General features: G+C 59.6%; 30 protein-coding genes. 17 read left to right on the forward strand and 13 right to left on the reverse strand.

Going from position 1 to position 21,272, the window contains the following annotated elements; all coding sequences use genetic code 11:
* Nucleotides 1–337 (reverse strand): transposase (locus tag KUW67_RS17145; protein WP_224826559.1); only part of this gene is annotated, 337 nt, incomplete at its 3' end.
* Nucleotides 338–485: 148 nt separating this feature from the next.
* On the opposite strand from KUW67_RS17145, the gene KUW67_RS17150 reads away from it, so the two are divergent.
* Entirely contained in the window at nt 486–899 is a 414-nt protein-coding gene (locus KUW67_RS17150; protein ID WP_224826560.1) for a DUF1801 domain-containing protein, read from the forward strand.
* Between the two features lie 129 nt (nt 900–1,028).
* On the opposite strand, the gene KUW67_RS17155 is transcribed toward KUW67_RS17150, so the two are convergent.
* A complete protein-coding gene (locus tag KUW67_RS17155; protein ID WP_224826561.1) occupies nt 1,029–1,274 on the reverse strand; it encodes an accessory factor UbiK family protein in 246 nt (81 codons plus the stop codon).
* 95 nt (nt 1,275–1,369) lie between these two features.
* On the opposite strand from KUW67_RS17155, the gene lgt reads away from it, so the two are divergent.
* The 4 genes from lgt (at nt 1,370) to KUW67_RS17175 (ending at nt 4,468) form a co-directional block, all read left to right on the forward strand.
* Nucleotides 1,370–2,263, forward strand: a complete 894-nt coding sequence (lgt, locus tag KUW67_RS17160) for a prolipoprotein diacylglyceryl transferase (protein ID WP_224826562.1) — start codon at nt 1,370–1,372, stop codon at nt 2,261–2,263.
* Complete coding sequence (locus KUW67_RS17165) at nt 2,260–3,315, forward strand: class I SAM-dependent methyltransferase (RefSeq protein WP_224826563.1); 1,056 nt, start codon at nt 2,260–2,262, stop codon at nt 3,313–3,315. Before lgt ends, KUW67_RS17165 begins: the two co-directional genes overlap by 4 nt.
* On the forward strand, nt 3,312–4,070 hold the full coding sequence (gene pgeF, locus KUW67_RS17170; RefSeq protein WP_224826564.1) for a peptidoglycan editing factor PgeF: 759 nt from the start codon (nt 3,312–3,314) through the stop codon (nt 4,068–4,070). Before KUW67_RS17165 ends, pgeF begins: the two co-directional genes overlap by 4 nt.
* Before the next feature lie 251 nt (nt 4,071–4,321).
* Nucleotides 4,322–4,468, forward strand: a complete 147-nt coding sequence (locus tag KUW67_RS17175; protein WP_224826565.1) for a hypothetical protein — start codon at nt 4,322–4,324, stop codon at nt 4,466–4,468.
* 95 nt (nt 4,469–4,563) lie between these two features.
* On the opposite strand, the gene KUW67_RS17180 is transcribed toward KUW67_RS17175, so the two are convergent.
* Both KUW67_RS17180 and KUW67_RS17185 read right to left on the reverse strand, forming a co-directional pair.
* Nucleotides 4,564–5,304 carry an SDR family oxidoreductase gene (locus KUW67_RS17180; protein ID WP_224826566.1) on the reverse strand — a complete coding sequence of 247 codons (741 nt, stop codon included), beginning with the start codon at nt 5,302–5,304 and terminating at the stop codon, nt 4,564–4,566.
* A 17-nt stretch (nt 5,305–5,321) separates the two neighbouring features.
* The gene (locus tag KUW67_RS17185) at nt 5,322–5,720 is read right to left on the reverse strand and encodes a GFA family protein (protein ID WP_224826567.1); all 399 of its coding nucleotides are present in this window, start codon (nt 5,718–5,720) and stop codon (nt 5,322–5,324) included.
* Between the two features lie 242 nt (nt 5,721–5,962).
* Here KUW67_RS17185 and KUW67_RS17190 point away from each other — a divergent pair, with 242 nt between their 5' ends.
* A complete protein-coding gene (locus tag KUW67_RS17190; RefSeq protein ID WP_224826568.1) occupies nt 5,963–6,757 on the forward strand; it encodes a Hint domain-containing protein in 795 nt (264 codons plus the stop codon).
* Here the strand turns inward: KUW67_RS17190 and KUW67_RS17195 are convergent.
* On the reverse strand, nt 6,754–7,449 hold the full coding sequence (locus KUW67_RS17195) for an SDR family NAD(P)-dependent oxidoreductase (protein ID WP_224826569.1): 696 nt from the start codon (nt 7,447–7,449) through the stop codon (nt 6,754–6,756). The genes KUW67_RS17190 and KUW67_RS17195 overlap by 4 nt on opposite strands.
* A 37-nt stretch (nt 7,450–7,486) precedes the next feature.
* The gene (locus KUW67_RS17200) at nt 7,487–7,987 is read right to left on the reverse strand and encodes an Lrp/AsnC family transcriptional regulator (protein ID WP_224826570.1); all 501 of its coding nucleotides are present in this window, start codon (nt 7,985–7,987) and stop codon (nt 7,487–7,489) included.
* A gap of 188 nt (nt 7,988–8,175) precedes the next feature.
* On the opposite strand from KUW67_RS17200, the gene trxB reads away from it, so the two are divergent.
* From trxB to KUW67_RS17215, 3 genes are all read left to right on the forward strand, one after another.
* Complete coding sequence (trxB, locus tag KUW67_RS17205) at nt 8,176–9,144, forward strand: thioredoxin-disulfide reductase (RefSeq protein WP_224826571.1); 969 nt, start codon at nt 8,176–8,178, stop codon at nt 9,142–9,144.
* A 116-nt stretch (nt 9,145–9,260) separates the two neighbouring features.
* Nucleotides 9,261–9,443, forward strand: a complete 183-nt coding sequence (locus KUW67_RS17210; RefSeq protein WP_224826572.1) for a hypothetical protein — start codon at nt 9,261–9,263, stop codon at nt 9,441–9,443.
* Between the two features lie 184 nt (nt 9,444–9,627).
* A complete protein-coding gene (locus KUW67_RS17215; protein ID WP_224826573.1) occupies nt 9,628–11,334 on the forward strand; it encodes a bifunctional sulfate adenylyltransferase/adenylylsulfate kinase in 1,707 nt (568 codons plus the stop codon).
* A 112-nt stretch (nt 11,335–11,446) separates the two neighbouring features.
* Here the strand turns inward: KUW67_RS17215 and KUW67_RS17220 are convergent, their stop codons facing one another.
* A complete protein-coding gene (locus KUW67_RS17220; RefSeq protein WP_224826574.1) occupies nt 11,447–11,671 on the reverse strand; it encodes a DUF1150 family protein in 225 nt (74 codons plus the stop codon).
* A 5-nt stretch (nt 11,672–11,676) separates the two neighbouring features.
* Nucleotides 11,677–12,090, reverse strand: coding sequence for an Hsp20 family protein (locus tag KUW67_RS17225; RefSeq protein ID WP_224826575.1), 414 nt, complete (start codon nt 12,088–12,090; stop codon nt 11,677–11,679).
* Nucleotides 12,091–12,247: 157 nt separating this feature from the next.
* Between KUW67_RS17225 and KUW67_RS17230 the strand changes: the two genes are divergently transcribed.
* From KUW67_RS17230 to KUW67_RS17240, 3 genes are read left to right on the forward strand one after another with little or no spacing between them, the layout of a single operon-like run.
* Entirely contained in the window at nt 12,248–12,466 is a 219-nt protein-coding gene (locus KUW67_RS17230) for a YdcH family protein (protein ID WP_224826576.1), read from the forward strand.
* Nucleotides 12,467–12,513: 47 nt separating this feature from the next.
* Nucleotides 12,514–13,002: a 5-(carboxyamino)imidazole ribonucleotide mutase gene (gene purE, locus KUW67_RS17235; RefSeq protein WP_224826577.1), complete on the forward strand. Its 489-nt coding sequence runs from the start codon at nt 12,514–12,516 to the stop codon at nt 13,000–13,002.
* Nucleotides 12,995–14,050: a 5-(carboxyamino)imidazole ribonucleotide synthase gene (locus KUW67_RS17240; protein ID WP_224826578.1), complete on the forward strand. Its 1,056-nt coding sequence runs from the start codon at nt 12,995–12,997 to the stop codon at nt 14,048–14,050. The genes purE and KUW67_RS17240 overlap by 8 nt, the downstream gene beginning before the upstream one ends.
* A 6-nt stretch (nt 14,051–14,056) precedes the next feature.
* On the opposite strand, the gene KUW67_RS17245 is transcribed toward KUW67_RS17240, so the two are convergent.
* Complete coding sequence (locus KUW67_RS17245) at nt 14,057–14,803, reverse strand: triacylglycerol lipase (protein WP_224826579.1); 747 nt, start codon at nt 14,801–14,803, stop codon at nt 14,057–14,059.
* Between the two features lie 81 nt (nt 14,804–14,884).
* On the opposite strand from KUW67_RS17245, the gene KUW67_RS17250 reads away from it, so the two are divergent.
* Both KUW67_RS17250 and KUW67_RS17255 read left to right on the forward strand, forming a co-directional pair.
* Nucleotides 14,885–15,337, forward strand: a complete 453-nt coding sequence (locus KUW67_RS17250) for an NUDIX hydrolase (RefSeq protein ID WP_224826580.1) — start codon at nt 14,885–14,887, stop codon at nt 15,335–15,337.
* Nucleotides 15,338–15,422: 85 nt separating this feature from the next.
* Nucleotides 15,423–16,523, forward strand: a complete 1,101-nt coding sequence (locus KUW67_RS17255) for a class II histone deacetylase (protein ID WP_224826581.1) — start codon at nt 15,423–15,425, stop codon at nt 16,521–16,523.
* On the opposite strand, the gene KUW67_RS17260 is transcribed toward KUW67_RS17255, so the two are convergent.
* The gene (locus tag KUW67_RS17260) at nt 16,520–17,428 is read right to left on the reverse strand and encodes an endonuclease/exonuclease/phosphatase family protein (protein WP_224826582.1); all 909 of its coding nucleotides are present in this window, start codon (nt 17,426–17,428) and stop codon (nt 16,520–16,522) included. The genes KUW67_RS17255 and KUW67_RS17260 overlap by 4 nt on opposite strands.
* 125 nt (nt 17,429–17,553) lie before the next feature.
* On the opposite strand from KUW67_RS17260, the gene KUW67_RS17265 reads away from it, so the two are divergent.
* Together KUW67_RS17265 and KUW67_RS17270 are read left to right on the forward strand one after the other, a co-directional pair.
* Nucleotides 17,554–18,144, forward strand: a complete 591-nt coding sequence (locus KUW67_RS17265) for a nitroreductase family protein (RefSeq protein ID WP_224826583.1) — start codon at nt 17,554–17,556, stop codon at nt 18,142–18,144.
* Nucleotides 18,144–18,860 carry an EI24 domain-containing protein gene (locus KUW67_RS17270; protein ID WP_224826584.1) on the forward strand — a complete coding sequence of 239 codons (717 nt, stop codon included), beginning with the start codon at nt 18,144–18,146 and terminating at the stop codon, nt 18,858–18,860. The genes KUW67_RS17265 and KUW67_RS17270 overlap by 1 nt, the downstream gene beginning before the upstream one ends.
* On the opposite strand, the gene KUW67_RS17275 is transcribed toward KUW67_RS17270, so the two are convergent.
* Together KUW67_RS17275 and mce are read right to left on the reverse strand one after the other, a co-directional pair.
* Nucleotides 18,793–19,086: a DUF1467 family protein gene (locus KUW67_RS17275; RefSeq protein ID WP_224826585.1), complete on the reverse strand. Its 294-nt coding sequence runs from the start codon at nt 19,084–19,086 to the stop codon at nt 18,793–18,795. The two genes, KUW67_RS17270 and KUW67_RS17275, sit on opposite strands and share 68 nt — an antisense overlap.
* Before the next feature lie 82 nt (nt 19,087–19,168).
* Nucleotides 19,169–19,573 carry a methylmalonyl-CoA epimerase gene (mce, locus tag KUW67_RS17280; protein ID WP_224826586.1) on the reverse strand — a complete coding sequence of 135 codons (405 nt, stop codon included), beginning with the start codon at nt 19,571–19,573 and terminating at the stop codon, nt 19,169–19,171.
* Nucleotides 19,574–19,712: 139 nt separating this feature from the next.
* On the opposite strand from mce, the gene KUW67_RS17285 reads away from it, so the two are divergent.
* A complete protein-coding gene (locus KUW67_RS17285) occupies nt 19,713–20,429 on the forward strand; it encodes a response regulator (protein WP_224826587.1) in 717 nt (238 codons plus the stop codon).
* Here KUW67_RS17285 and KUW67_RS17290 read toward each other — a convergent pair.
* On the reverse strand, nt 20,426–21,115 hold the full coding sequence (locus tag KUW67_RS17290; RefSeq protein ID WP_224826588.1) for a GNAT family N-acetyltransferase: 690 nt from the start codon (nt 21,113–21,115) through the stop codon (nt 20,426–20,428). The genes KUW67_RS17285 and KUW67_RS17290 overlap by 4 nt on opposite strands.
* Nucleotides 21,116–21,272: the final 157 nt, after the last annotated feature.

Genomic DNA, 21,272 nt, shown 5'->3' on the forward strand with positions numbered 1-21,272 from the left:
CATGACGGTTTTTGGAGAAGCTAGAATGATCCGGGATACGGTCGGTCAGATCTAGGCGACAGAACCAGCGATACGCCAGGTTCAAGTGAACTTCCTCGCAAAGCCGACGCTCAGAGCGGATGCCAAAACAATAACCCACGATGAGCATGCGGATCATCAGTTCCGGATCAACCGACGGACGGCCAGTGTGGCTGTAGAAATCTGCCAGATGTCCCCGGATGCTGCTCAGATCGAGATGACGATCAATCGACCGCAGCAGATGATCTTGCGGGACATGATCCTCCAGCGAAAACTTGTAAAACAACGCCGCCTGCGCTTCCTGCCTAGGTCCCATCATCGCAAGCCCTCCCGCTCAATGACGGAAGTGAATCAGCCAATTAGCCCTCGATCAACAAAGAGTTTCTCAACAAAATCAGCCCATATCCACCAAATGCGGCGAGACAGCGAAGGTCGGCTTTCAACAAATCTTGTGGTAAACTCATCTAATGACAGACAAGAAGAAACCCACGCATTCCTCCAGCACGAACCCCTATATTCCGAAGGGCGACGGCGACGAAGCCGTGCAAGCGTACATCTCGGCCATGCTCGGCTGGAAAGGCACGCTCGGCAAAGAGATCGACGCGACCGTCGAAAAAGTCTTCCCCGAGGTGCGCAAACAGGTTCGTTGGAACACGCCGTTTTATGGCAAAGAGGACGGCTGGTTTCTGGCGATGTATTGCTACAAAAACTACGTCCAGATCACCTTTGTGACCGGGTCGTCGCTCGATCCCGTACCGCCGAAAGCATCCAAGGTAGAAGGTACTAGGTATCTGGACATCCACGAGGATGAGGCTCTCGACAAAGAGCAACTCGCAAGCTGGGTTCTCCAATCTCTGAAGCTTCCGGGACAGAAGCTCTAGAGCAGTCATCCGTCTCGATAAGGCAAACGGCAGAAAAGTCCCGCAACCCCACACGCCCACCAAACCAAGCGCATTAAAACGGCAAAAGGCGCCCTACCGAGCGCCTTTCTACCAACATAACCAGTGATCTTACTTCTTTTTCGCTTCCAGAGCTTCGATCCGCGCCATGAGCGAGGCGTTCTCTTCGCGCGCTTTCTGCGCCATGGCGCGCACTGCGTCGAACTCTTCGCGGGTGACGAAGTCGCGATCCGCCAGCCAACGGTCCACCAGCGATTTCATCGCGGTTTCCGCCTCGTCCTTCGCGCCTTGCGCCACGCCCATGGCGTTAGTCATCAACTGCGAGATATCGTCCATGATTTTATTGCGGGTCTGCATGTCGCCACCTTTGTTTCAAGTTGTGATCTATATGGGCCTGTTGGGCTGCATTCTCAAGGTTGACTTCGCCGCAGGGGGCTGAACACATCGCGCCCATGTTGGCAGCGATCCCCTTCCCGAACCTTTCGCCTGAAATATTCTCGATCTCCATCGGTGGTTTCGAGTTTGCCCTGCGCTGGTATGCGCTGGCCTACATCGTGGGCATCCTGATCGGTTGGCGCATCGTCATCCACGCCTGCGCGCGCCCGGCAATCTGGGGTCGGGACACACCGCTAATGACCCGCGAACAAATCGACGATCTGCTCACCTGGGTCATTTTGGGCGTCATCATCGGCGGACGGCTGGGGTTCGTGCTGTTCTACCAGCCGGGCTATTACCTTCAGAACCCGCTTGAGATCCCGATGATCTGGCAAGGCGGCATGGCCTTCCATGGCGGTTTTCTGGGCGTCGTCGCGGTGATCGCGTGGTTTTGTTGGAAGCACAAAATTCCGCTTTGGAACCTCGCCGATGCGCTGGCCATCGCCACGCCGCCCGCGATCTTTCTGGGTCGGATCGCCAATTTCATCAATGCCGAGCTGTGGGGCCGCCCCACCGATCTGCCTTGGGGCGTGATCTTTCCCGGCGCCGCGGCCCAAGATTGCCCCGATGTCGTGGGGCTGTGCGCCCGCCACCCCTCCCAGCTCTATGAGGCGCTGCTGGAAGGCGCGCTTTTGGGCGGGGTCTTGCTCTATCTGGCCTATCGGCGCGGTGCGCTGAAAAAGCCGGGCCTTCTGACCGGGCTTTTCTTCGCGGGCTATGGCGCCGCGCGCTTTTTCGTTGAGCTTTTCCGCCAAGCCGACGCGCAATACATCACGATGGAAAACCCCTTCGGTTATGTCGTGCGCTTGGGCGAGTTCGGCCTGTCCATGGGCCAGCTTCTGTCGATCCCGATGATTGCCGTAGGCGTGGTGCTGATGCTCTGGGCGCGGGGCCGTAAGGCAGACACATGACGGCGTTGAAGGCCGAACTGATTGCCCAGATTCGCGCGAATGGCCCGATGAGCGTCGCGGAGTTCATGACGACCTGCCTGCTCCACCCCACCCACGGTTATTACACCACGCGGCAGGCTTTCGGCGCGGATGGCGACTTCATCACCGCGCCTGAGATTTCCCAGATGTTTGGCGAGTTGGTGGGCCTCGCCCTCGCGCAGAGCTGGCTGGATCAAGGCGCGCCGGATCGCTTTACGCTGGCCGAGCTTGGACCGGGGCGCGGCACGTTGATGGCCGATGCGTTGCGCGCAACCAAAGCGGTGCCCGGTTTTCATGACGCTGCCGAGATTGTGCTGCTTGAGGCCTCCCCCACCTTGCGTATTCAGCAATTGGACACCGTCCCGCAGGCTCGCCATATCGACACTCTCGCAGACCTGCCCGACCAACCGCTCTACCTGATCGCGAACGAATTCTTCGACGCCCTGCCCATTCGCCAATTCCAACGCGACGGCGCAGGCTGGCGCGAGAAGCGCGTCGGGGTGCAGGATGATACGCTGAGTTTCGGGCTCACCGACCCCACCCCGCAAGACGCGCTGGCCCACCGCCTTGAAGACACGAAAGACGGCGATCTGGTAGAGGTTAGCCCCGCCGCCGCGACGCTTCTGTCCGAAATCGGCACACGCATTACCCAGCATGGGGGCGCGGCCCTGATCATCGACTATGGTGACTGGCGCTCGCTCGGCGATACGCTTCAGGCAATGGCGGATCACGCGCCTACGGATCCGCTGGCCAACCCCGGCCATGCAGACCTCACCGCCCATGTGGATTTCGAGGCGCTGGCGCAGGCCGCCCCCTGCGCCCACACCCGCCTCACCCCGCAAGGCGTCTGGCTGGAGCGGCTCGGCATCACTGCCCGCGCCCAAGCGCTTGCACAAAACCTGAGCGGCGCAGCGCTGGACAGCCATATCGGCGCACATCGCCGCTTGACCCATCCGTCAGAAATGGGAACCTTGTTCAAAGTGCTGGGGCTGTATCCGACCGGGCAGCCACCCCCCGCCGGACTGGAACCATGACGCTCGAAATTCTGACCTCTGACAGCCTTGGCGATGTGACCCACGGGTTTTTCACCCGCAAAGGCGGCGCGTCATCGGGCGTCTTTGCCGGGCTCAACTGCGGCTACGGTTCCTCCGATCAGCACGACATCGTCAAGATCAACCGCACCCGCGTGGCCCAAGCGATGGAGGTGACCCCCGATCAACTTGTGTCGGTCTATCAGGTGCATTCGCCCGATGTCGTCGCCGTTGAAGGGCCGATCAACGGACAGACCCCACCCGCTGACGCGATGGTCAGCAAGACACCCGGCGTCGCGCTGGGTATTCTGACCGCTGACTGTCAGCCTGTGCTCTTTGCCGACCCGAATGCAGGCGTGATCGGCGCGGCCCATGCGGGCTGGAAAGGCGCGCTCGACGGGGTGCTGGAAGCCACGGTTGATGCGATGGAAGCCCAAGGGGCCGCCCGCGCGGACATCACCGCCGTCATAGGCCCGTCGATCAGTCAGCGCGCCTACGAGGTCGGCCCGGAATTCTTCGAGATGTTTCTGGACCACGACCCCGAATATGCCCGCTTCTTTGCAGGCGGCGACGGCGACCGAATGCAGTTTGATCTGCCAGCCTTCGGACTGCATCGTCTGCGCGAGGCGGGCGTCGGCACGGCAGAATGGACGCGCCATTGCACCTATTCCGATCCGGAACGTTTCTTTTCCTATCGCCGCAGCACCCATGCCAAAGAAGCCGATTACGGGCGGCTCATCTCGACCATCCGGCTGTAGCGACACGCGAATAAGGCAGCACTGGGGCGGATCTGGCACAAGGCGCGCGCAGGATTTTGCTGCAAACCCTTTGTTTCCAAGGATCTCATTGTTTCGGCATCCGCCACAATACACCACAAAATTATCTAAAGTTTTTCGCTTTTCGCCAAAACCTCGCCCGATTGCCCCGTCATACCGGCTTCAACACAGCGATTAACCAAGCCGCAATCTCAAGACACTAAGACAGTGGCAGACCGGAAAGGCATCAGAAGATGAAGACCGAAAAGAAATGGATCACGAAAACGATTCAGGACGCGGCCAAGGTAAAAACCAAAATGCCGTGGGAACGCGGCACGACCCGCATGGCCTTCATCGCCAAGCGTAAAGCAACGCAGACCGCGAAGCGCGTCACCGCCTAAAGACAATTTTCCCCAAGGCGTGGCACCTCCCTGCGCGCCTGACATCTCGCCGCCAATCCCAACCGGGATGGCGGCTTTTTTTTGCGTGGGCCCGCTCAGCGCCCGCCTGCCACATCCAGAAGCGCACCCGTGCAATACGAGGCGTCATCGCTGCAAAGCCACAGGATCGACCGCGCGACCTCTTGTGCTGAGCCGGGACGCCGCATCGGCACATTTTGCCCTAGCCGTTGTGCGCGGTCGGGCTGACCGCCACTTGCGTGAATCTCTGTCTCAATCAGCCCCGGGCGCACACCATTCACGCGGATATTTTGGCCCGCCAGTTCCTTGGAGAGCCCAAGCGTCAGCGTGTCGATCGCGCCTTTGCTTGCCGCATAATCCACATACTCGAACGGAGAGCCGAGCCGCGCCGCAGCCGAGGACACAAATACAATCGCGCCCCCATCCGCGGCATCCGGCAAGCGCCGGGCTGCCTCGCGGGCAAACAGAAACGCACCCAGAATATTGGTATCAAACATCTTTTGCAGCCGGTCGAGGGGCATCTCGGCCAGCGGTAAAGCAGGCCCCACGATGCCGGCATTGACCACGACCGCGTCAAGCCTGCCAAACGTCTCCAGCGTGGCGTCAAACGCGCGCAACACATCGGCCTCTGCCGTTGCATCGCCCTGAACAGCCAAGGCTTTCGCGCCTGCGGCCTCGATCTCTGCCACCGTTTTCTTGGCCGCCGCCGCGTCTGTACTGTAGGTGAAGGCCACCTGCCAGCCCGCCTCGGAGGCCAGCACAGCGGTTGCGCGCCCGATCCCGCGCGAGCCGCCGCTGATGAGGATGGTCTTGCTCATAATGTCCTGCCTGTGCCCTAGCTCTCCGGCGGAGCCATGTCCTGCGGCAGCCCATCCGCGATGTCATAATAGTCGCCCTTGTCCGCGACGAAGATATGCTTGACCAGTTTCGTCCCCGTCGGGCCATCAAACGCGCCCAGGGAGACGCCGATCCAATCCAGATGAGGCGGGTCGAAGAACAGCGACGACCCGCACGTTCCGCAAAATCCGCGGCGCACTTTGGCGGAGCTTTGAAACCAGGTGATATGCTCGGCCCCATCAATCGTCACCCTGTCGCGCGGCAGGTCTACGGATGCCTCGAAATGCCCGGTATGTTTGCGGCAAATCGTGCAGTGACAGGCGACAGCTTCAGGCAGATCGCCCGTCACATGCACCTGCACCGCGCCACATAAACACGAGGCTTTATGCTCTGTCATGGTGCACTCCTTACCCGCGCCGGACGATTCGATACGCTTGCTGTGAATATGGCTGAAATTGTGGCAGTTCCGTCTGCGAAACGGAAACAAAAAGGCCCGGCAGATTTGGATTAGTGCTCCAACCTACTGCAATAGAAAGAAATTTTTGACAATAAGGCAGGAATGCGGCCAATTGGGTTCAAGCAACGGATGTTCGCTGTTGTCGGTGGGGCCGACAGCGTGAAAGCCATAAGGTAGAACGCATGAACCGCCCCTCCTCTGTCGCCGCTGGCCTCGCGGTGACACCCTCTTCCACCTTGGCCTCTGGTGGATATGTTCGACCAAACGGTTCATCTCAACGCAGCCGGCCTCTGCTGCGTAAATATGAGATGACCGCCTTGGACGCCTCTGGATCTCTTGTCGATATGGGTCGTCTGGCCCCCGCATCGCTGCCCTTTGAAGACAGCTTTGCCGCCATCGCGCGAGGCGCGCTTCTGGCAACGCCGGACGGTCCGCGTGCAATCGAGGACATCCTGCCCGGTGACATGATCCTGACGTCGCAGGTTGGCCCACAGATCGTGCAATGGGTGGGTGCGATGACGGTGCGCCCTGCCCCCTCGGATGCGCATCCCGCCCAACGCCCGCTGACCCGCATCGCTGCTGACAGCCTTGGGCTGAACCGCCCGATGCCCGATCTGGTACTGGGACCTGCCGCGCGCTTGCTCCACCAGATGCCCGCGTTCCGCGACATGTACGGCACGTCCGCCTGCCTGACGCCTGCTGCAGGCCTTGTGGATGGCGATGCGATTCTTGAAATTCGTCCTGTCAGCCCGGTGAAACTCTTTCAGGTGCTGGTGCCGATCCATGACACGATGCTGGTCAACGGGGTTGAGGTTGAAACCCACCACCCCGGCCTGCACATCAAAAGCCAGCTCAGCCAGGATATGCTGTCGCTCTATCTGTCGATGTATCCCGGAACACGCAGTCTTGAGGATTTCGGCCCGATGGCGCACCCACGTTTGTCCGAGGACGACATCGCCAGCGTCAACGCCGCCTAAAGCCGGTAGCCGCCCGACGCGGTGATCACCTCTCCAGTGACAAACCGCGCTGCGTCGCTTGCCAGAAAGCGCACGACAGGGGTTATGTCTTCCGCCGTCCCAAGCCGGCCCAGCGCGGTCATGCCGACAAAGGCCTTGATCAACTCATCCGGGCGCGGTTTATCCGCCACCTCAAACGCACCGGGCGCGACGGCATTTACCCGAATACCCTGAGGGCCAAGTTCTTTCGCCATGGCCTTGGTCCAGAGGTTCAGCGCGGCTTTACTGGCCCCGTAAATCGACGCCCCCGCCGGAGGCAAAACCGCATTCACGGACGAGATATTCACGACCGACGCTCCTTCTTTCAGGTGCGGCAGCGCTGCTGCCAGAAGATCGCCCGGTGCCAGCAAGTTCACATCCAGAATCGCCCGTTGCGCAGGGCCATCAAAGACATCCTTCGGGCTCATCTCGACGATACCCGCATTGTTCACGATCACGTCGAGACGCCCAAACCGATCCATCACTTGCGCGATCACATCCGCGCAACACCCCGGTTCGGTCAAATCGCCTTGGATCGCCAAGACGCCATCTGGCATGTCAGTGGGGGGCGAACTGTTCCATACCAATGCCACGTCATGATCGGTCGCAAACTCTTGAACCAACGCCCCGCCAAGCCCGCGTGCACCACCAGTAATCAGGATTGTTCGAGCCATGCGCCATCTCCGTTAGGGTTTCCCCCACCATCGGGGATTACGCAGACCGGCTCAACCGTTCTTCCATCACCTCGAATGGCACACCGGGTTCATCCTTGGCGCCGCGAATGACAAGCGAGGTTTTCACGCTGGCCACATTCGGCGCCGTCAGCAGATCCGACGTCAGGAAGGTCTGGAACGTGCTCAGATCAGGTGCCACGCATTTCAGGATGAAATCGACCTCGCCGTTCAGCATATGGCACTCGCGCACCAGCGGCCAATTGCGGCAGCGTTCTTCAAAAGCGCTCAGATCGCTTTCGGCCTGACTTTGCAGCCCGACCATGGCGAAAACCTGCACTTCAAAGCCCAGTTCGCGCGGATCAACCTCCGCATGATAGCCCCGAATATAGCCTGCCTCTTCCAGCGTGCGCACCCGGCGCAAGCACGGCGGTGCCGAAATGCCAACGCGCTTGGCCAATTCCACATTGGTCATGCGCCCATCTGCCTGTAGTTCCGCCAAAATCTGGCGGTCGATCGGGTCTAGTTTTGATCCGGCCATAATTCCCTCGTGTTCCCGCTGAACCTTACCCAGAAGCTCTGACCTGCGCAACAATCTTTCAAGACCGCGCAAGATAATTATTCTATTCTTTTTGCGAATGCCCGATATGCAGGCAGTGGGATGCCTCTTTCAACGGCCTGCCCGAGGGTCTATATCCGACGGGCACACAGATTCCAGAGGGTTCCACTATGGGCGACACACGGCATGTCAAAGTTCTGATCATCGGCTCAGGCCCGGCGGGCTACACGGCCGCCGTCTACGCCAGCCGCGCGATGCTGAACCCTGTGCTGATCCAAGGCATCCAGCCGGGCGGTCAGCTGACCATCACCACGGACGTGGAAAACTGGCCCGGCGACGCCTCTGTCATGGGACCTGACCTGATGGTGCGCATGGAAAATCACGCCCGCGAAATGGGGACCGAGATTATCAGCGACCACATCAACTCGGTTGATTTGAATGTCCGCCCCTTTGTGGCCGTAGCTGATAGCGGCACGACCTACACCGCCGACGCGATGATCCTTGCGACAGGCGCGCAAGCCAAGTGGCTTGGACTGCCCTCTGAGGAGAAATTCAAAGGCTTCGGCGTCTCGGCCTGCGCGACCTGCGACGGGTTCTTCTATCGCGGCGCCGAAGTCGTTGTGATCGGCGGCGGCAATACCGCGGTCGAAGAAGCTCTGTTCCTGACCAACTTCGCCTCCAAGGTGACGCTGGTGCATCGCCGCGACAGCCTGCGGGCCGAGAAGATCTTGATCGACCGTCTCATGAAGAACCCCAAGATCGAAGTAATCTGGGACCACACCGTCGAAGAGGTCACCGGCTCCGAAGCGCCTTTGGGCGTAGAAGCCGTGCGCCTCAAGCATGTCAAAACCGGCGAGATCACCGAGGTGCCGTGCAAAGGTTTCTTCGTCGCCATCGGGCACGCGCCGGCCTCTGAACTGGTCAAAGACCAACTTGAGACGCATATGGGCGGTTATGTGGTCACCAAAGCCGACAGCACGGCCACGTCGATCCCCGGCGTGTTTGCCGCTGGCGATCTGACAGACCATGAATACCGTCAGGCCGTGACAAGTGCAGGCATGGGCTGCATGGCCGCATTGGAGGCCGAACGGTTCATTGCAGAGATGGAAGCCGAAGCGCCTTCCCAAGCCGCCGAATAGCGATCACGTGTGAACACCACTGCGTGAATCGCGGGTCTGTGAATTGTCACATGACATAGCACTATGCCTGAGTGGCCGAACCGGAAATTGGTCCGGCCACTAACAGGGACAGTCCTATGAATACACTGCTAAAAACCACCGCTCTGCTCGCTCTTGTCGGCGGTCTTGCTGCCTGCGAGACCCACTCTGAAATGGATAAAGATGCCTCCATGATGAAAGAGGACAAGATGATGAAGGAAGGCGAGATGATGAAAGACGACGCCATGACGAAAAAGGATGCGATGATGAAGAAAGGCTAATCTGCCTGCCTTTTCCGGATTTTCGAAACGCCGCTCCTTCGGGGCGGCGTTTTTGCGTCATTTGAGCCTCTTTTTCTATAGAATCTGTGCCGTCCGCTAGACTTTAGCCATAATCAAGGTCTAGGACCGCGCGCGAGGCGGGTCTGACCCCGCGCATTCAAGTTTTAAAAGAAGAGCCTTTACCATGATGGTGCCCAACCTGACCCCGATCCCCGAGCTGTATGTCTCTTACGAGAGCGCCCAGAAAATGAAGGTCGAGGCCGCCGATCTGGTCAGCTGGGACCTGACCCCGCGCCAAATCTGCGACCTTGAATTGCTGATGAATGGTGGCTTCAACCCGCTTAAAGGGTTCCTGGGCGAAGAGGACTATAACAGCGTCGTCGACACGATGCGTCTGGCCGATGGTACGCTCTGGCCGATGCCGATCACGCTGGATGTCTCCGAAGATTTCGCCGCATCGCTGGAAGACGGTCAGGACATCGCGCTACGCGATCAGGAAGGCGTCATCCTTGCGACAATGACGATCACCGACAATTGGGTGCCCAACAAATCTCACGAGGCCGAAAAAGTGTTCGGTGCGGATGACAGCGCCCATCCAGCGGTAAACTACCTGCACAACACCGCGGGCAAGGTCTATCTGGGTGGCCCGATCACCGGCATCCAACAGCCCGTGCATTACGATTTCCGCGCCCGCCGCGACACGCCCAACGAGCTGCGCGCCTATTTCCGCAAGCTGGGCTGGCGCCGCGTCGTGGCCTTCCAGACCCGCAACCCGCTGCACCGCGCGCATCAGGAACTGACTTTCCGCGCCGCGAAAGAGGCGCAGGCCAACCTGCTGATCCACCCGGTTGTCGGCATGACGAAGCCCGGCGATATCGACCACTTCACCCGCGTGCGCTGCTACGAGGCCGTGCTGGATCAGTATCCACAAGCGACCACGTCTATGAGCCTGCTCAACCTCGCCATGCGCATGGCTGGCCCGCGCGAAGCCGTCTGGCACGGCCTGATCCGCAAAAACCACGGCTGCACGCATTTTATCGTAGGCCGCGATCACGCTGGCCCCGGCAAAAACTCCGCAGGAGAAGATTTTTACGGCCCCTACGATGCGCAAGACCTCTTCAAAGAACATCAAGAGGAAATGGGCATCGAAATGGTCGACTTTAAGCACATGGTTTATGTGCAGGACCGCGCCCAATACGAACCCGCCGACGAGATCGAAGAGGGCGTGACAGTGCTGAACATCTCCGGCACCGAACTACGCCGTCGTCTATCCGAAGGGCTTGAGATCCCGGAATGGTTCTCCTTCCCCGCGGTGGTATCCGAGTTGCGCCGCACCCGCCCCCCACGTGCTCAACAAGGCTTCACCGTGTTTTTCACCGGCTTTTCCGGCTCTGGCAAATCCACCATCGCCAATGCGCTGATGGTCAAGCTGATGGAGATGGGCGGGCGTCCGGTGACGCTGCTCGACGGCGATATCGTGCGTAAGAACCTCAGTTCCGAGCTTGGGTTCAGCAAGGAACACCGCGACCTGAACATCCGCCGCATCGGTTATGTCGCCTCGGAAATCACCAAGAACGGCGGCATCGCGATCTGCGCCCCCATCGCACCCTATGCCACGACCCGCCGCGCTGTCCGCGAGGATATCGAGCAGTTCGGCGCGTTCATCGAAGTGCATGTCGCCACTTCGATCGAGGAATGCGAGCGCCGCGACCGCAAAGGCCTCTACAAACTTGCGCGCGAAGGCAAGATCAAGGAATTCACTGGCATCTCGGACCCTTACGATGTGCCGGAAAATCCGGAACTCAGCGTCGAGACAGAGAATGTCGATGTGGATAATTGCGCCCATCAGGTTCTGCTGAAACTCGAACAGATGGGTCTTGTGGCCGGTTAAGCGCCAGCCTTCGGCAAGAGTATTTAGACAAAGATGAAACAGGCGCGGACAGTTTAACTCAAATTGTCCGCGCCGTTTTCGCTTTTTCTAAATATCCAAATCCGACGGGTGCCTAATGCACCGTCACTGGAACAAGATCGTTCTGGCGGGCCAAGCTGAAGGCCAGTTCTCGGCCGGCGACCAGCGCCAACTGCTCACCATCATCTTTGTGCACTGCGTAAAGCTGGGCTTCTTCTCCCACCTCTTCCTGCACGTCATCTGGCAGGTCTTCGAGGGCAACGGCTTTGACATAGACGATATTTGTCTCGCCTTTGGGGAACTCATATTTGCTGTTCATGGCTCTTACCCCTTTTTAATCTTGATCTGGTGGACCACGCTTTCCGGCACGGATCGGTTCAGATCCACATGCAAGAGCCCGTTTTCCATGCTCGCCTCGGCAATCTCGACGCCTTCGGCCAGGACAAAGGCGCGCTGAAATTGACGCGCCGCGATGCCGCGATGCAAGAACACGCGGCCTTGGGTGTCGTCGCTTTGCCGACCGCGAACGACCAGTTGGCGGTCTTCCAAAGTGATCGACAAATCCTCTTCCGCAAAACCGGCCACAGCCAGCGTGATGCGAAAAGACGTCTCGGATGTCTGTTCAATATTATAGGGCGGGTAGCCATCATTGCCAGATTTGGCAGTGCGTTCCACCAGCCGTTCCAGCTCATCGAACCCCAAAAGGAAGGGGTGCGTACTTAAAGTCAGTTTTGTCATCAACACGTCCTATTCGGTAGCGACAGTGTGGGCATGGCCCCTTTTTGGCGACCAACATACGAAATATGGGCGTGAGAGAGACAATCTGCAAGACCAAGACCTTTGCGAAACGCAGCAAATCCCTTATGTTAGGGCTTCTTTCAGAAGATGGATCACCATGAACGCCTCGCCCGAGATGCAGCCAGAAGATGTGATGCGCGTAAAACTAGAGGTTTTGCGCCGCGAGCACCGTGATCTCGATGACGCGATCCACGCGCTTCAAGAGAAGGGCACGGCGGATATGCTGACGCTCAAACGCCTGAAAAAGCAAAAACTGTCGCTTAAGGACCGCATCGCGATGATTGAGGACCAGTTGACGCCGGATATCATTGCCTAAATCCCTATGGGCGGCTACAGGATGCGCTCATTTTGAAGGATCGCTTCATGGCAGAGACCACCGTTGGCATCATCATGGGCAGCCAGTCTGACTGGCCAACCATGAAAGCCGCCGCCGACATTCTGGATGAGCTTGGCGTGACCTATGAGAGCAAAATCGTCTCGGCACATCGCACCCCCGACAGATTGTGGAGTTACGGCAAAACCGCCGCCGAACGCGGTCTGAAAGTGATTATTGCAGGCGCAGGCGGGGCCGCGCATTTGCCCGGAATGATGGCCTCGAAAACCCGTATCCCCGTTGTCGGTGTCCCTGTGCAGACCAAGGCGCTGTCCGGTGTGGATAGCCTGTATTCCATTGTTCAGATGCCCAAGGGTTTCCCCGTGGCCACCATGGCCATCGGCACCGCCGGGGCGGCCAATGCAGGCCTCATGGCCGCCGGCATTCTAGCCACCTCCGATCCTGCCCTTGCCCAGCGCCTTGACGCTTGGCGTGATGCCCTTTCGGCCTCTATCCCCGATGAGCCCGCCGATGACTAGCCTGCCCCTTGGCGCGACAATTGGCATTCTGGGCGGGGGTCAGTTGGGCCGGATGCTGTCGGTCGCTGCAGCACGTCTGGGCTACAGAACCCACATTTTCGAACCTGACACAGCCCCCGCAGCCGATGTGGTGCACGCACTCACGACCGCCTCTTACGAGGATACAGCAGCCCTCACCGCCTTCGGCAAAGCGGTTGATGTCATCACCTACGAGTTTGAAAACATTCCCACATCCGCGCTCGACACGCTCGAAGCGCTGGCGCCTATACAACCCAACCGCCGTGCTTTGGCCACATCCCAAGACAGGATCACCGAAAAGGATTTCCTGACCGGACTTGGCCTGAAAACAGCACCCTATGCCAATGTCGAAAGCGCCGCCGATCTGGACGCCGCCCTCGCTGAGCTTGGCACGCCCTCAATCCTCAAGACGCGCCGCTTTGGCTATGACGGCAAGGGCCAGCTGCGCCTGAAAGACGGCGACACGGGCGCGGCTTACGCGCAGATGAACGACGCCCCTTGCGTGCTGGAAGGCTTTATCGACTTCTCGCATGAGGTCTCGGTCATCGCCGCGCGCAACGCCGATGGTCAGGTGTCCTGCTTCGACCCCGGTGAGAACATCCACAAAGACGGCATCCTGCGCACCACAACCGTGCCAGCGCGGCTCAGCGCGTCGCAACGCACCGACGCTGTGCTGATGGCCGCGCAAATCCTCAATGCGCTGGATTATGTGGGGGTCATGGGGCTTGAGCTGTTCGTCACGCCCCAAGGCCTGATCGTGAACGAAATCGCGCCGCGGGTGCACAACTCCGGCCATTGGACGCAAAACGGCTGCGTCATCGACCAATTTGAGCAGCATATCCGTGCCATCACCGGTCTGCCCTTGGGCGACGGGCAGCGCTATGCGGATGTGGTGATGGAAAACCTGATCGGCGAGGATATGGACCGTTTGCCCGACCTGCTGAGTGCCGGAAACGCCGCACTACACCTTTATGGCAAGGCCGAGACGAAGCCAGGCCGCAAAATGGGTCATGTGAACAGGGTCAGCTGACGCGCGTTACTCGGTGGCGGGCTCTTGAGGGCCGTTGAACACTTTTTGAAAGCTCTCCACCAGCGTCATGTCATGGTCAAACGCGCCGCGCTCAAGGAACGTCTTGGTTTGCGCGATCACCATTGGGTTGTTCATCAAAAATGTATGCGTCACCGGCAATACGATATGGTCGTCCATCCCCTCAACCCTGGTCGAACTGACCGACACTTTCCCATCATCCGGCCCGTCAATCATCGCGGAATAGACCGGGTTCAAGGACACATCGCCCGCGATCACACCCAGCTCATAGCGCGCCCGGCCCAACTGGTTCGGCACACTGTCCTCACCCGTTCCCAAGGCCAGACCTGCAGGTCCGTTCAGCCATTCGAAGGCAGGAATATCTGCGAACTCGTCAACCAGTTGCGAGCCTTGGTTGGGCGGGGCCAACATGACGACGCGCCCCATGTTCTCGGGCTGGTTGTCCCGCAACCAATACCGCACAAGGATGCCGCCCATCGAATGGGTGACGAAATGCACCCTGTCGCCCTCGCATTGTGAAACCGCGCGCGGCAACGTCTCTACCGTGAGGGTTTCGATCTCTTTCTCAGTTGAAGGGTAATCGGGCACCACCGTGCGGTAGCCAGCCTCGCGCAACGCGTTATTCATCACGATGAAAGACGCGTCTGACCGGGCCAACCCATGCAGCAACACGACGCAGTCCGCCAAGGCGGGCAGCGGCATCAGCGCGAAGAAAAAGACAGCGATCCATTTCATATTTTATAAATAAGTGCATTACGGCGCTGCGCAAAGCCCCAAGCCCTTGTTCGACCCTACGTCGCAAGTCAAAGTGGCGCGATGATACGACTCAAATCTCCCCGAATTGCAGCTCGTGGCATCGTGCTGCACGAAAATCGTCTCCTATTGGTAAACGCTTATCCGGACGGTCAAAGTGATCTGTGGTGCGCGCCCGGCGGCGGGCAGGATCCGGGCACGTCCCTACCCGAAACGGCTGCACGCGAAATCCACGAGGAGACCGGATTGCATGTGACGGTTGGCACGATGTGTCTGGTGAACGAATTTCACGACCCCGCCAACGGCTTTCATCAGGTGGAGGTGTTCTTTCGCTGCACGGTCAATGACCCCAGGTTCGATCCCAGCTGGCGCGACCCCGAGGATATCGTGACCGAACGCGGCTGGTTTACCGCAGACGATATGGAGACGATCCGCTTCAAGCCCGACCGGCTGTTTGATCTGGCGTTTACCGATTTCAAACCGCAATACGACCCGCTGGAAGAGATTGTGCGTTAGGCACATGCGACCCCGCCCCGGACCAATTGTTTGACCTGACTTTCCCGGTCCCCCACGGTCCATCCAACATCAAACGGAGCCCATCATGACCACAGGTTTCTACTGGAGCGAGCGGTGCTTCTGGCACGCGGGTGGCAACTACGCCTTCACCCTGCCCATCGGTGGCCATGTCCAGCCGTTGGCCGCAGGCGCGCTCCCCGAAAATCCCGAAACCAAGCGCAGGCTGAAGAACCTGCTCGACGTCACCGGGCTCATCAACGATCTGAGCGTTCACAGCGCACCGGAAGCCCCTACCGAAGACCTGCTCCGGGTCCATCCGCAAAGCTATCTCACTGAATTCAAAGTAATGTCTGATGCGGGCGGCGGTGAGCTGGGTCAGCGCACCCCCTTCGCCCAAGGCGGCTATGAACTGGCCGCGCAATCCGCAGGCCTTGCCGTCACTGCGCTGGAAAACGTGCTGAACGGCACCCACAAAAACGCCTACGCGCTCTCGCGTCCGCCCGGACACCATTGCCGCCCCGACTTTCCCATGGGCTTCTGCCTGATGGCCAATCTCGCCATCGCCATCGAGGCCGCAAAAGCCACGCGCCCTGATCTGAAAGTCGCCGTCCTTGATTGGGACGTGCATCACGGCAACGGCACCGAAGAGATCTTCTATGACCGCCCCGACATCCTGACCATCTCGATCCATCAGGACCGCAATTACCCGATCGAAACGGGCGCCTTTGCCGACCGCGGTGCGGGGAAAGGCGACGGGACCAATCTCAACATTCCGCTCCCTCCCGGCGCGGGGCATGTGGCCTATCTCGACGTGATGGAGCGGCTCGTCCTGCCCACTATCCGCGCCCATGCGCCCGATATCATCGTCATCGCCTGCGGCTTTGATGCCGCCCCCGTGGACCCGCTGGGCCGGATGATGGCCACGGTCGAGACCTTCCGCACCATGACCCGCCAAGTCATGGCCTTGGCCGATGACATTTGCGAGGGCCGCCTGATGATGGCCCATGAAGGCGGCTATTCAGAGGTTTATGTGCCGTTTTGCGGCCATGCCGTTCTGCAAGAGATGTCCGGCAGCACTATCGACGCGCCCGACCCGTGGGGCGATGCCTATATGCTTCGCCAGCCAGACGCGGCCTTTGATCGTTTCGTGGCCGATCAGGTCACTGCGATGACAGAGGCGCTTTAGCGCAGCGTGAAATCTCCAAATACCGGGTAATGATCCGTGGGCCATTCGCCTTCGAACTGTTGCCGCAGCACGACCGGATCGCCTTGCAGCGTGATGCCGCCCGTATGACCCAGATGATCAATCGCCCCGAACAGATTAATCCCGCGATTAAAGTGATAGGTCGCCCCGCGCACCGGCACGAATTGCACACCAGCCTCTTCGATCAGACCAAGCGTGGCTGAGCCGCGCAAGGCGTTCAGATCGCCCAGCACGAACACCTCTTCACCCGCATTGATCCAAGGGGCGATCCGGTCGCGCACCAAAGCAGCCGACAAGCGCCGGTTGGAGCGGCTGCGATACTCGAAATGCACATTCACAACGCGGAAGATCGCTCCGCTCTGCAAATCGCGAAACTGCGCCCATGAGGCGAAAGCGGGCCATGATCCGTTGAATGTGCGCGAATAGATTTGATCGGGCGTTTCCGAGAAGAAGAACCAGCCCTGATCTTCCACCGCCAACCGATCCGCCCGGTACAGGATCGGTTGTGTGATCGGAAACCTGACCGGATCACCGACCGCTGCGGCCTGCAATGCCGGGTTCTGTGCCAGCAGGTGATCCAAAGTCAGGTTTTGCGTGGCCATGGAACCGCCCCCAAAACTCTCTGATTCCTGCAAAGCCAGCACATCGGCCCCGATCGCGGAAACGGCTGCAGCCATTGGCCCTTTGCGCCGCTCCCAATCAGCCACAGACCACGCACCGTCAGCCCGCGACAAGACGATGTAATGCACATTCAGCGTCGCGACCCGCAACGCGTTGTCGGACTTTTCGGGGACCACCCCTCGCCCCGAAAAACTCAGATGTGCCGCGCAGGCAAAAAGCGGGACCATCAGCGCGATCAGCAACAGGCCACGGAAAAGACGTTTCATAAGATCACTCTACGCCGCGCCTGCCCCTTGCGAAACCATCGCCGCGCACGTTTATGTGAAGCAACCCCTTGAAGCGGCGCGCGTCGTTTCCAAATGTAAATAGCCGTAACATAAAGCGAGACCGCATGTCCGTATCCCCGCCCGAACGAAACGACGCCGCCATCGAGTTTCTCAAGTCGCGCCGGTCGCGTCCCGGCAAAACGCTGAGCACGCCCGTGCCAACGCGCGCCGAACTGAAAGAGCTTCTGACCATCGCCGCACGCACCCCCGATCACGGCAAGCTGGAGCCTTGGCGCTTTATCGTTCTGGAACGCGCCGCACTCGAGCGCGTCGCAGCCCTAATCCCCCCTTTGGGCGCAAAGCACGGCATCCCAGAGGACAAGATCGCTGGCAATATGCTGCATTACGGATCAAGCCATTTGGCCGTTGCCGTGATCTCCTCTCCCAAGATTTCCGACAAGATCCCCGAGATCGAGCAGGTCTATTCGGCGGGGGCTGTCTGCCTTGCGCTGCTCAACGCGGCACTTGCGGCCGGATGGGGGGCCAATTGGCTGTCAGGCTGGTCCTCGCATTACCCGGAATTTGCCCGCGATGCCTTCAACCTGACCCCATCCGAGAAAATCGCCGGCATCATCCACATCGGCACCGCACCGCATACACCGCCCGACCGTCCGCGTCCTGATCTCGACCAAATCACAGAATGGGTGTCTGAATAATGTCCTCAATCTTAAAAGCTCTGAGCCAGTTGGGCGACCCGCGGTTCCGAAACGTCCTGCTCAAAGGCATCGGCCTGGCCATCGTCACGCTTTTCGCGATCTCGGCGGTGTTCTTGTGGGTCGTCGGTTGGATCGTGCCCGACAGTTTCACCTTGCCTTGGATCGGCACGATCACATGGATCGACAATGTGCTGAGCTGGACAGCCGTCCCCGTCGTGATCCTGATGTCAGCTTTCCTGATGGTGCCTGTCGCCTCGGCCATGACAGGTATTTTCCTGGATGACGTGGCCCAAGCGGTCGAAGACACACATTATCCTGGCCTGGGGCCCGCACGCAAAATGCCTATCGGCGAGATTATCGGGGACACGCTGCGCTTTTTGGGCGTAATCGTGGGCGCAAACCTGATTGCACTGCTGTTTTATCTCTTCCTCACACCCTTTGCGCCGCTGATTTTCTGGGGCCTCAATGGCTTTTTGCTGGGCCGGGAATATTTTCAGATGGTCGCCATCCGTCGCCTGCCAAAAGCCGATGCAGACCGTATGCGCAAAGCCAATCTGGGCCGTATCTGGCTGACCGGCGGGCTTATGGCGATCCCGCTCTCGATCCCGATTGTGAATGTGCTGGTGCCGGTGTTAGGGGCCGCCGCATTCACTCACTTGTTCCACTCACTTCCGGCGTCGACATCCGCTCGAACCAGTCCAGATCGCGCACTGTAATCACACCCGACAGGATCGTGCCTGCGATGATGACCCATAGCGGGAACGCGATCATCGTGGTCACTTTGACCCGCTTGCCCAACTGCGCATCCGCAGGCGCGCCTGCATGGGTGCCGGGCACGATTTCACCCACATCGCCTTGGGTTTTCAGCCGCAAGGGCAGCACGATAAAAAGCACCATGAACCAGATAACGGCAAACAGAACGATGGCGGATGTGATCGACATATTGGCCCCTTTCGGGTGAGATGGCTGACCGCCGGAGCCTCCGGCGGGGATATTTCAAAAAAGCGAAAGCGGACGATCCGTGTTACACTTGTTCTAGCTCAACAAGGCAGCCGTTAAAGTCTTTCGGATGCAGAAACAGCACCGGTTTGCCATGGGCGCCGATCTTCGGCTCGCCAGAGCCGAGAACACGCGCGCCATCGGCTTTCAGCTTATCACGGGCCACAAGAATATCATCGACCTCGTAGCAGATGTGGTGGATGCCGCCTGCGGGGTTCTTTTCAAGATACCCGGCAATGGGGCTGTTTTCACCCAACGGATAGAGCAATTCGATCTTGGTGTTGGGCAGTTCGATGAAAATCACCGTGACACCGTGATCAGGCTCGTCCTGAGGCGCGCCGACATTGGCGCCCAGCGTGCCGCGATACTGGTTCGCGGCGGCCTCCAGATCGGGGACGGCAATGGCGACGTGGTTGAGGCGACCAATCATGGCAAGGCTCCTTATAGCTGCGTTGAGGCGGGTTATGCGGCGCAGGTGGGCTGTGCACAAGGGGACGCGGTGCCGCTGTTAACGCCCTGTTAGGCATAAGCGCGTTTAGTAGAGGCGACTCAGCCCCAAGGAGGATCTGATGGACGACATCGACAGCTTCGTGCTTTCCCGCCCCCCCACCGCCGCGCGGCCCTTGCTGGGCCTCACCGTGCTTGTCGTGGAAGACAGCCGTTTCGCCTGCGAGGCGATGCGGCTTTTATGCCTGCGCTCTGGCGCGCGCATCCGGCGCGCCGATTGCCTGCGCTCGGCCCGGCGGCATTTGCAGGTCTATCGGCCCAGCGTCGTGATCATTGATCTGGGGCTTCCCGATGGCTCGGGCGCTGATCTGATTGACGAGTTGAACCAAGCAACCCCTCGCGTTGACGTGGTGCTGGGCACCAGCGGTGATGACGGCGCCGAAGCCCGCGCGATGGCCGCTGGCGCTGACGGCTTTTTGCCGAAACCCATTGCCAGCCTTGCCAATTTTCAGGAAACCATCCTCAGCTTTCTTCCGGCCGAGCGGCGTCCTGTCGGACCGCGCATTCTGTCAGACGAATGCGTGACACCGGACCCGATCTCCTATCGCGATGATATGGCCCATGTGGCTGATCTTCTCTCAGCTGATCTTGATCCAGGGATGGCAGATTACATCGGCCAGTTCGTGGCCGGGGTCGCGTCAAGCGCGGGGGATGGGGCTTTGAAAGAAGCCGCAGACCGCCTGATCGCAAAACGCGCGCTGGGTCAGGCCGTTGGCGCGAATATGGCTGAACTTGGCGGACTGGTGCAGGACCGCATGCTGACCGAAGAAATTGTCTAGCGCGTGGTAAGTGCGTGCCTTTGCTGACCGGCAGCGTCGAAATTGTCGGGCGCGAGCCAGCGGGTGAAGGCCGCGTGCAGAGCTGGCCATTCGCTGTCTATGACCGAATACCACGCGGTGTCGCGGTTGCGCCCTTTGACCACGGTGGCCTGACGGAACACCCCTTCGAAGGTGAAGCCAAAGCGCGTCGCGGCCCGACGGGAAGGCGCATTCAGCGCATCGCATTTCCATTCAAAACGCCGGTAGCCTGCGTCAAACGCCCAATCCATCATCAGGAACGTGGCTTCTGTTGCAGCGCGCGTGCGCTGCAAGGCAGGCCCAAGCGCCACATATCCCAATTCGATCGCGCCGCCCTGCGGTTGGATCGTATAATAGGAAAAGAAGCCCTGCGGCTCTGACGCGCCCTCAGGCGTGATCGCGTAAAACACGTGCTTGGCAGGGTCTGCCGTCACCTCTTCGAGATGGGCAATAAGGCTGCTTTGGTCGGGAAAAGGCGGCATCGGCAGATAGGTCCAGACCTCCTCTTCCCGGCCCAAAGCACGAAACAACGCAGGGCCATGTCCCGCAGGATCCAGTTGCTCAAGCCGCACATAGCGCCCTTTGATCTGCGCAGGTCCCGGCAAGCCGGGCACGCGCCAATTGGGCAAGATCGCTCCGACGGGCCGTGTATCTGTCGCGTTGCTCATAGCGCGATCCCTGCACGCCTCGGCAGGCGCTGTCCAGAGCGTCTTCGCCCCGCCTGCACCCTGAAACGGTCTTTGAATAGCGCCGCATTTTCCGCAAATCCGCCTTAATTGAGCGCGAGATTGCCCTCAAGACCGCCACGGCAGAAGCCCAAGCGGA

Origin of the sequence: Cognatishimia sp. MH4019 (assembly GCF_020177595.1) — a bacterium.
GTDB lineage: Bacteria > Pseudomonadota > Alphaproteobacteria > Rhodobacterales > Rhodobacteraceae > JAHTBL01.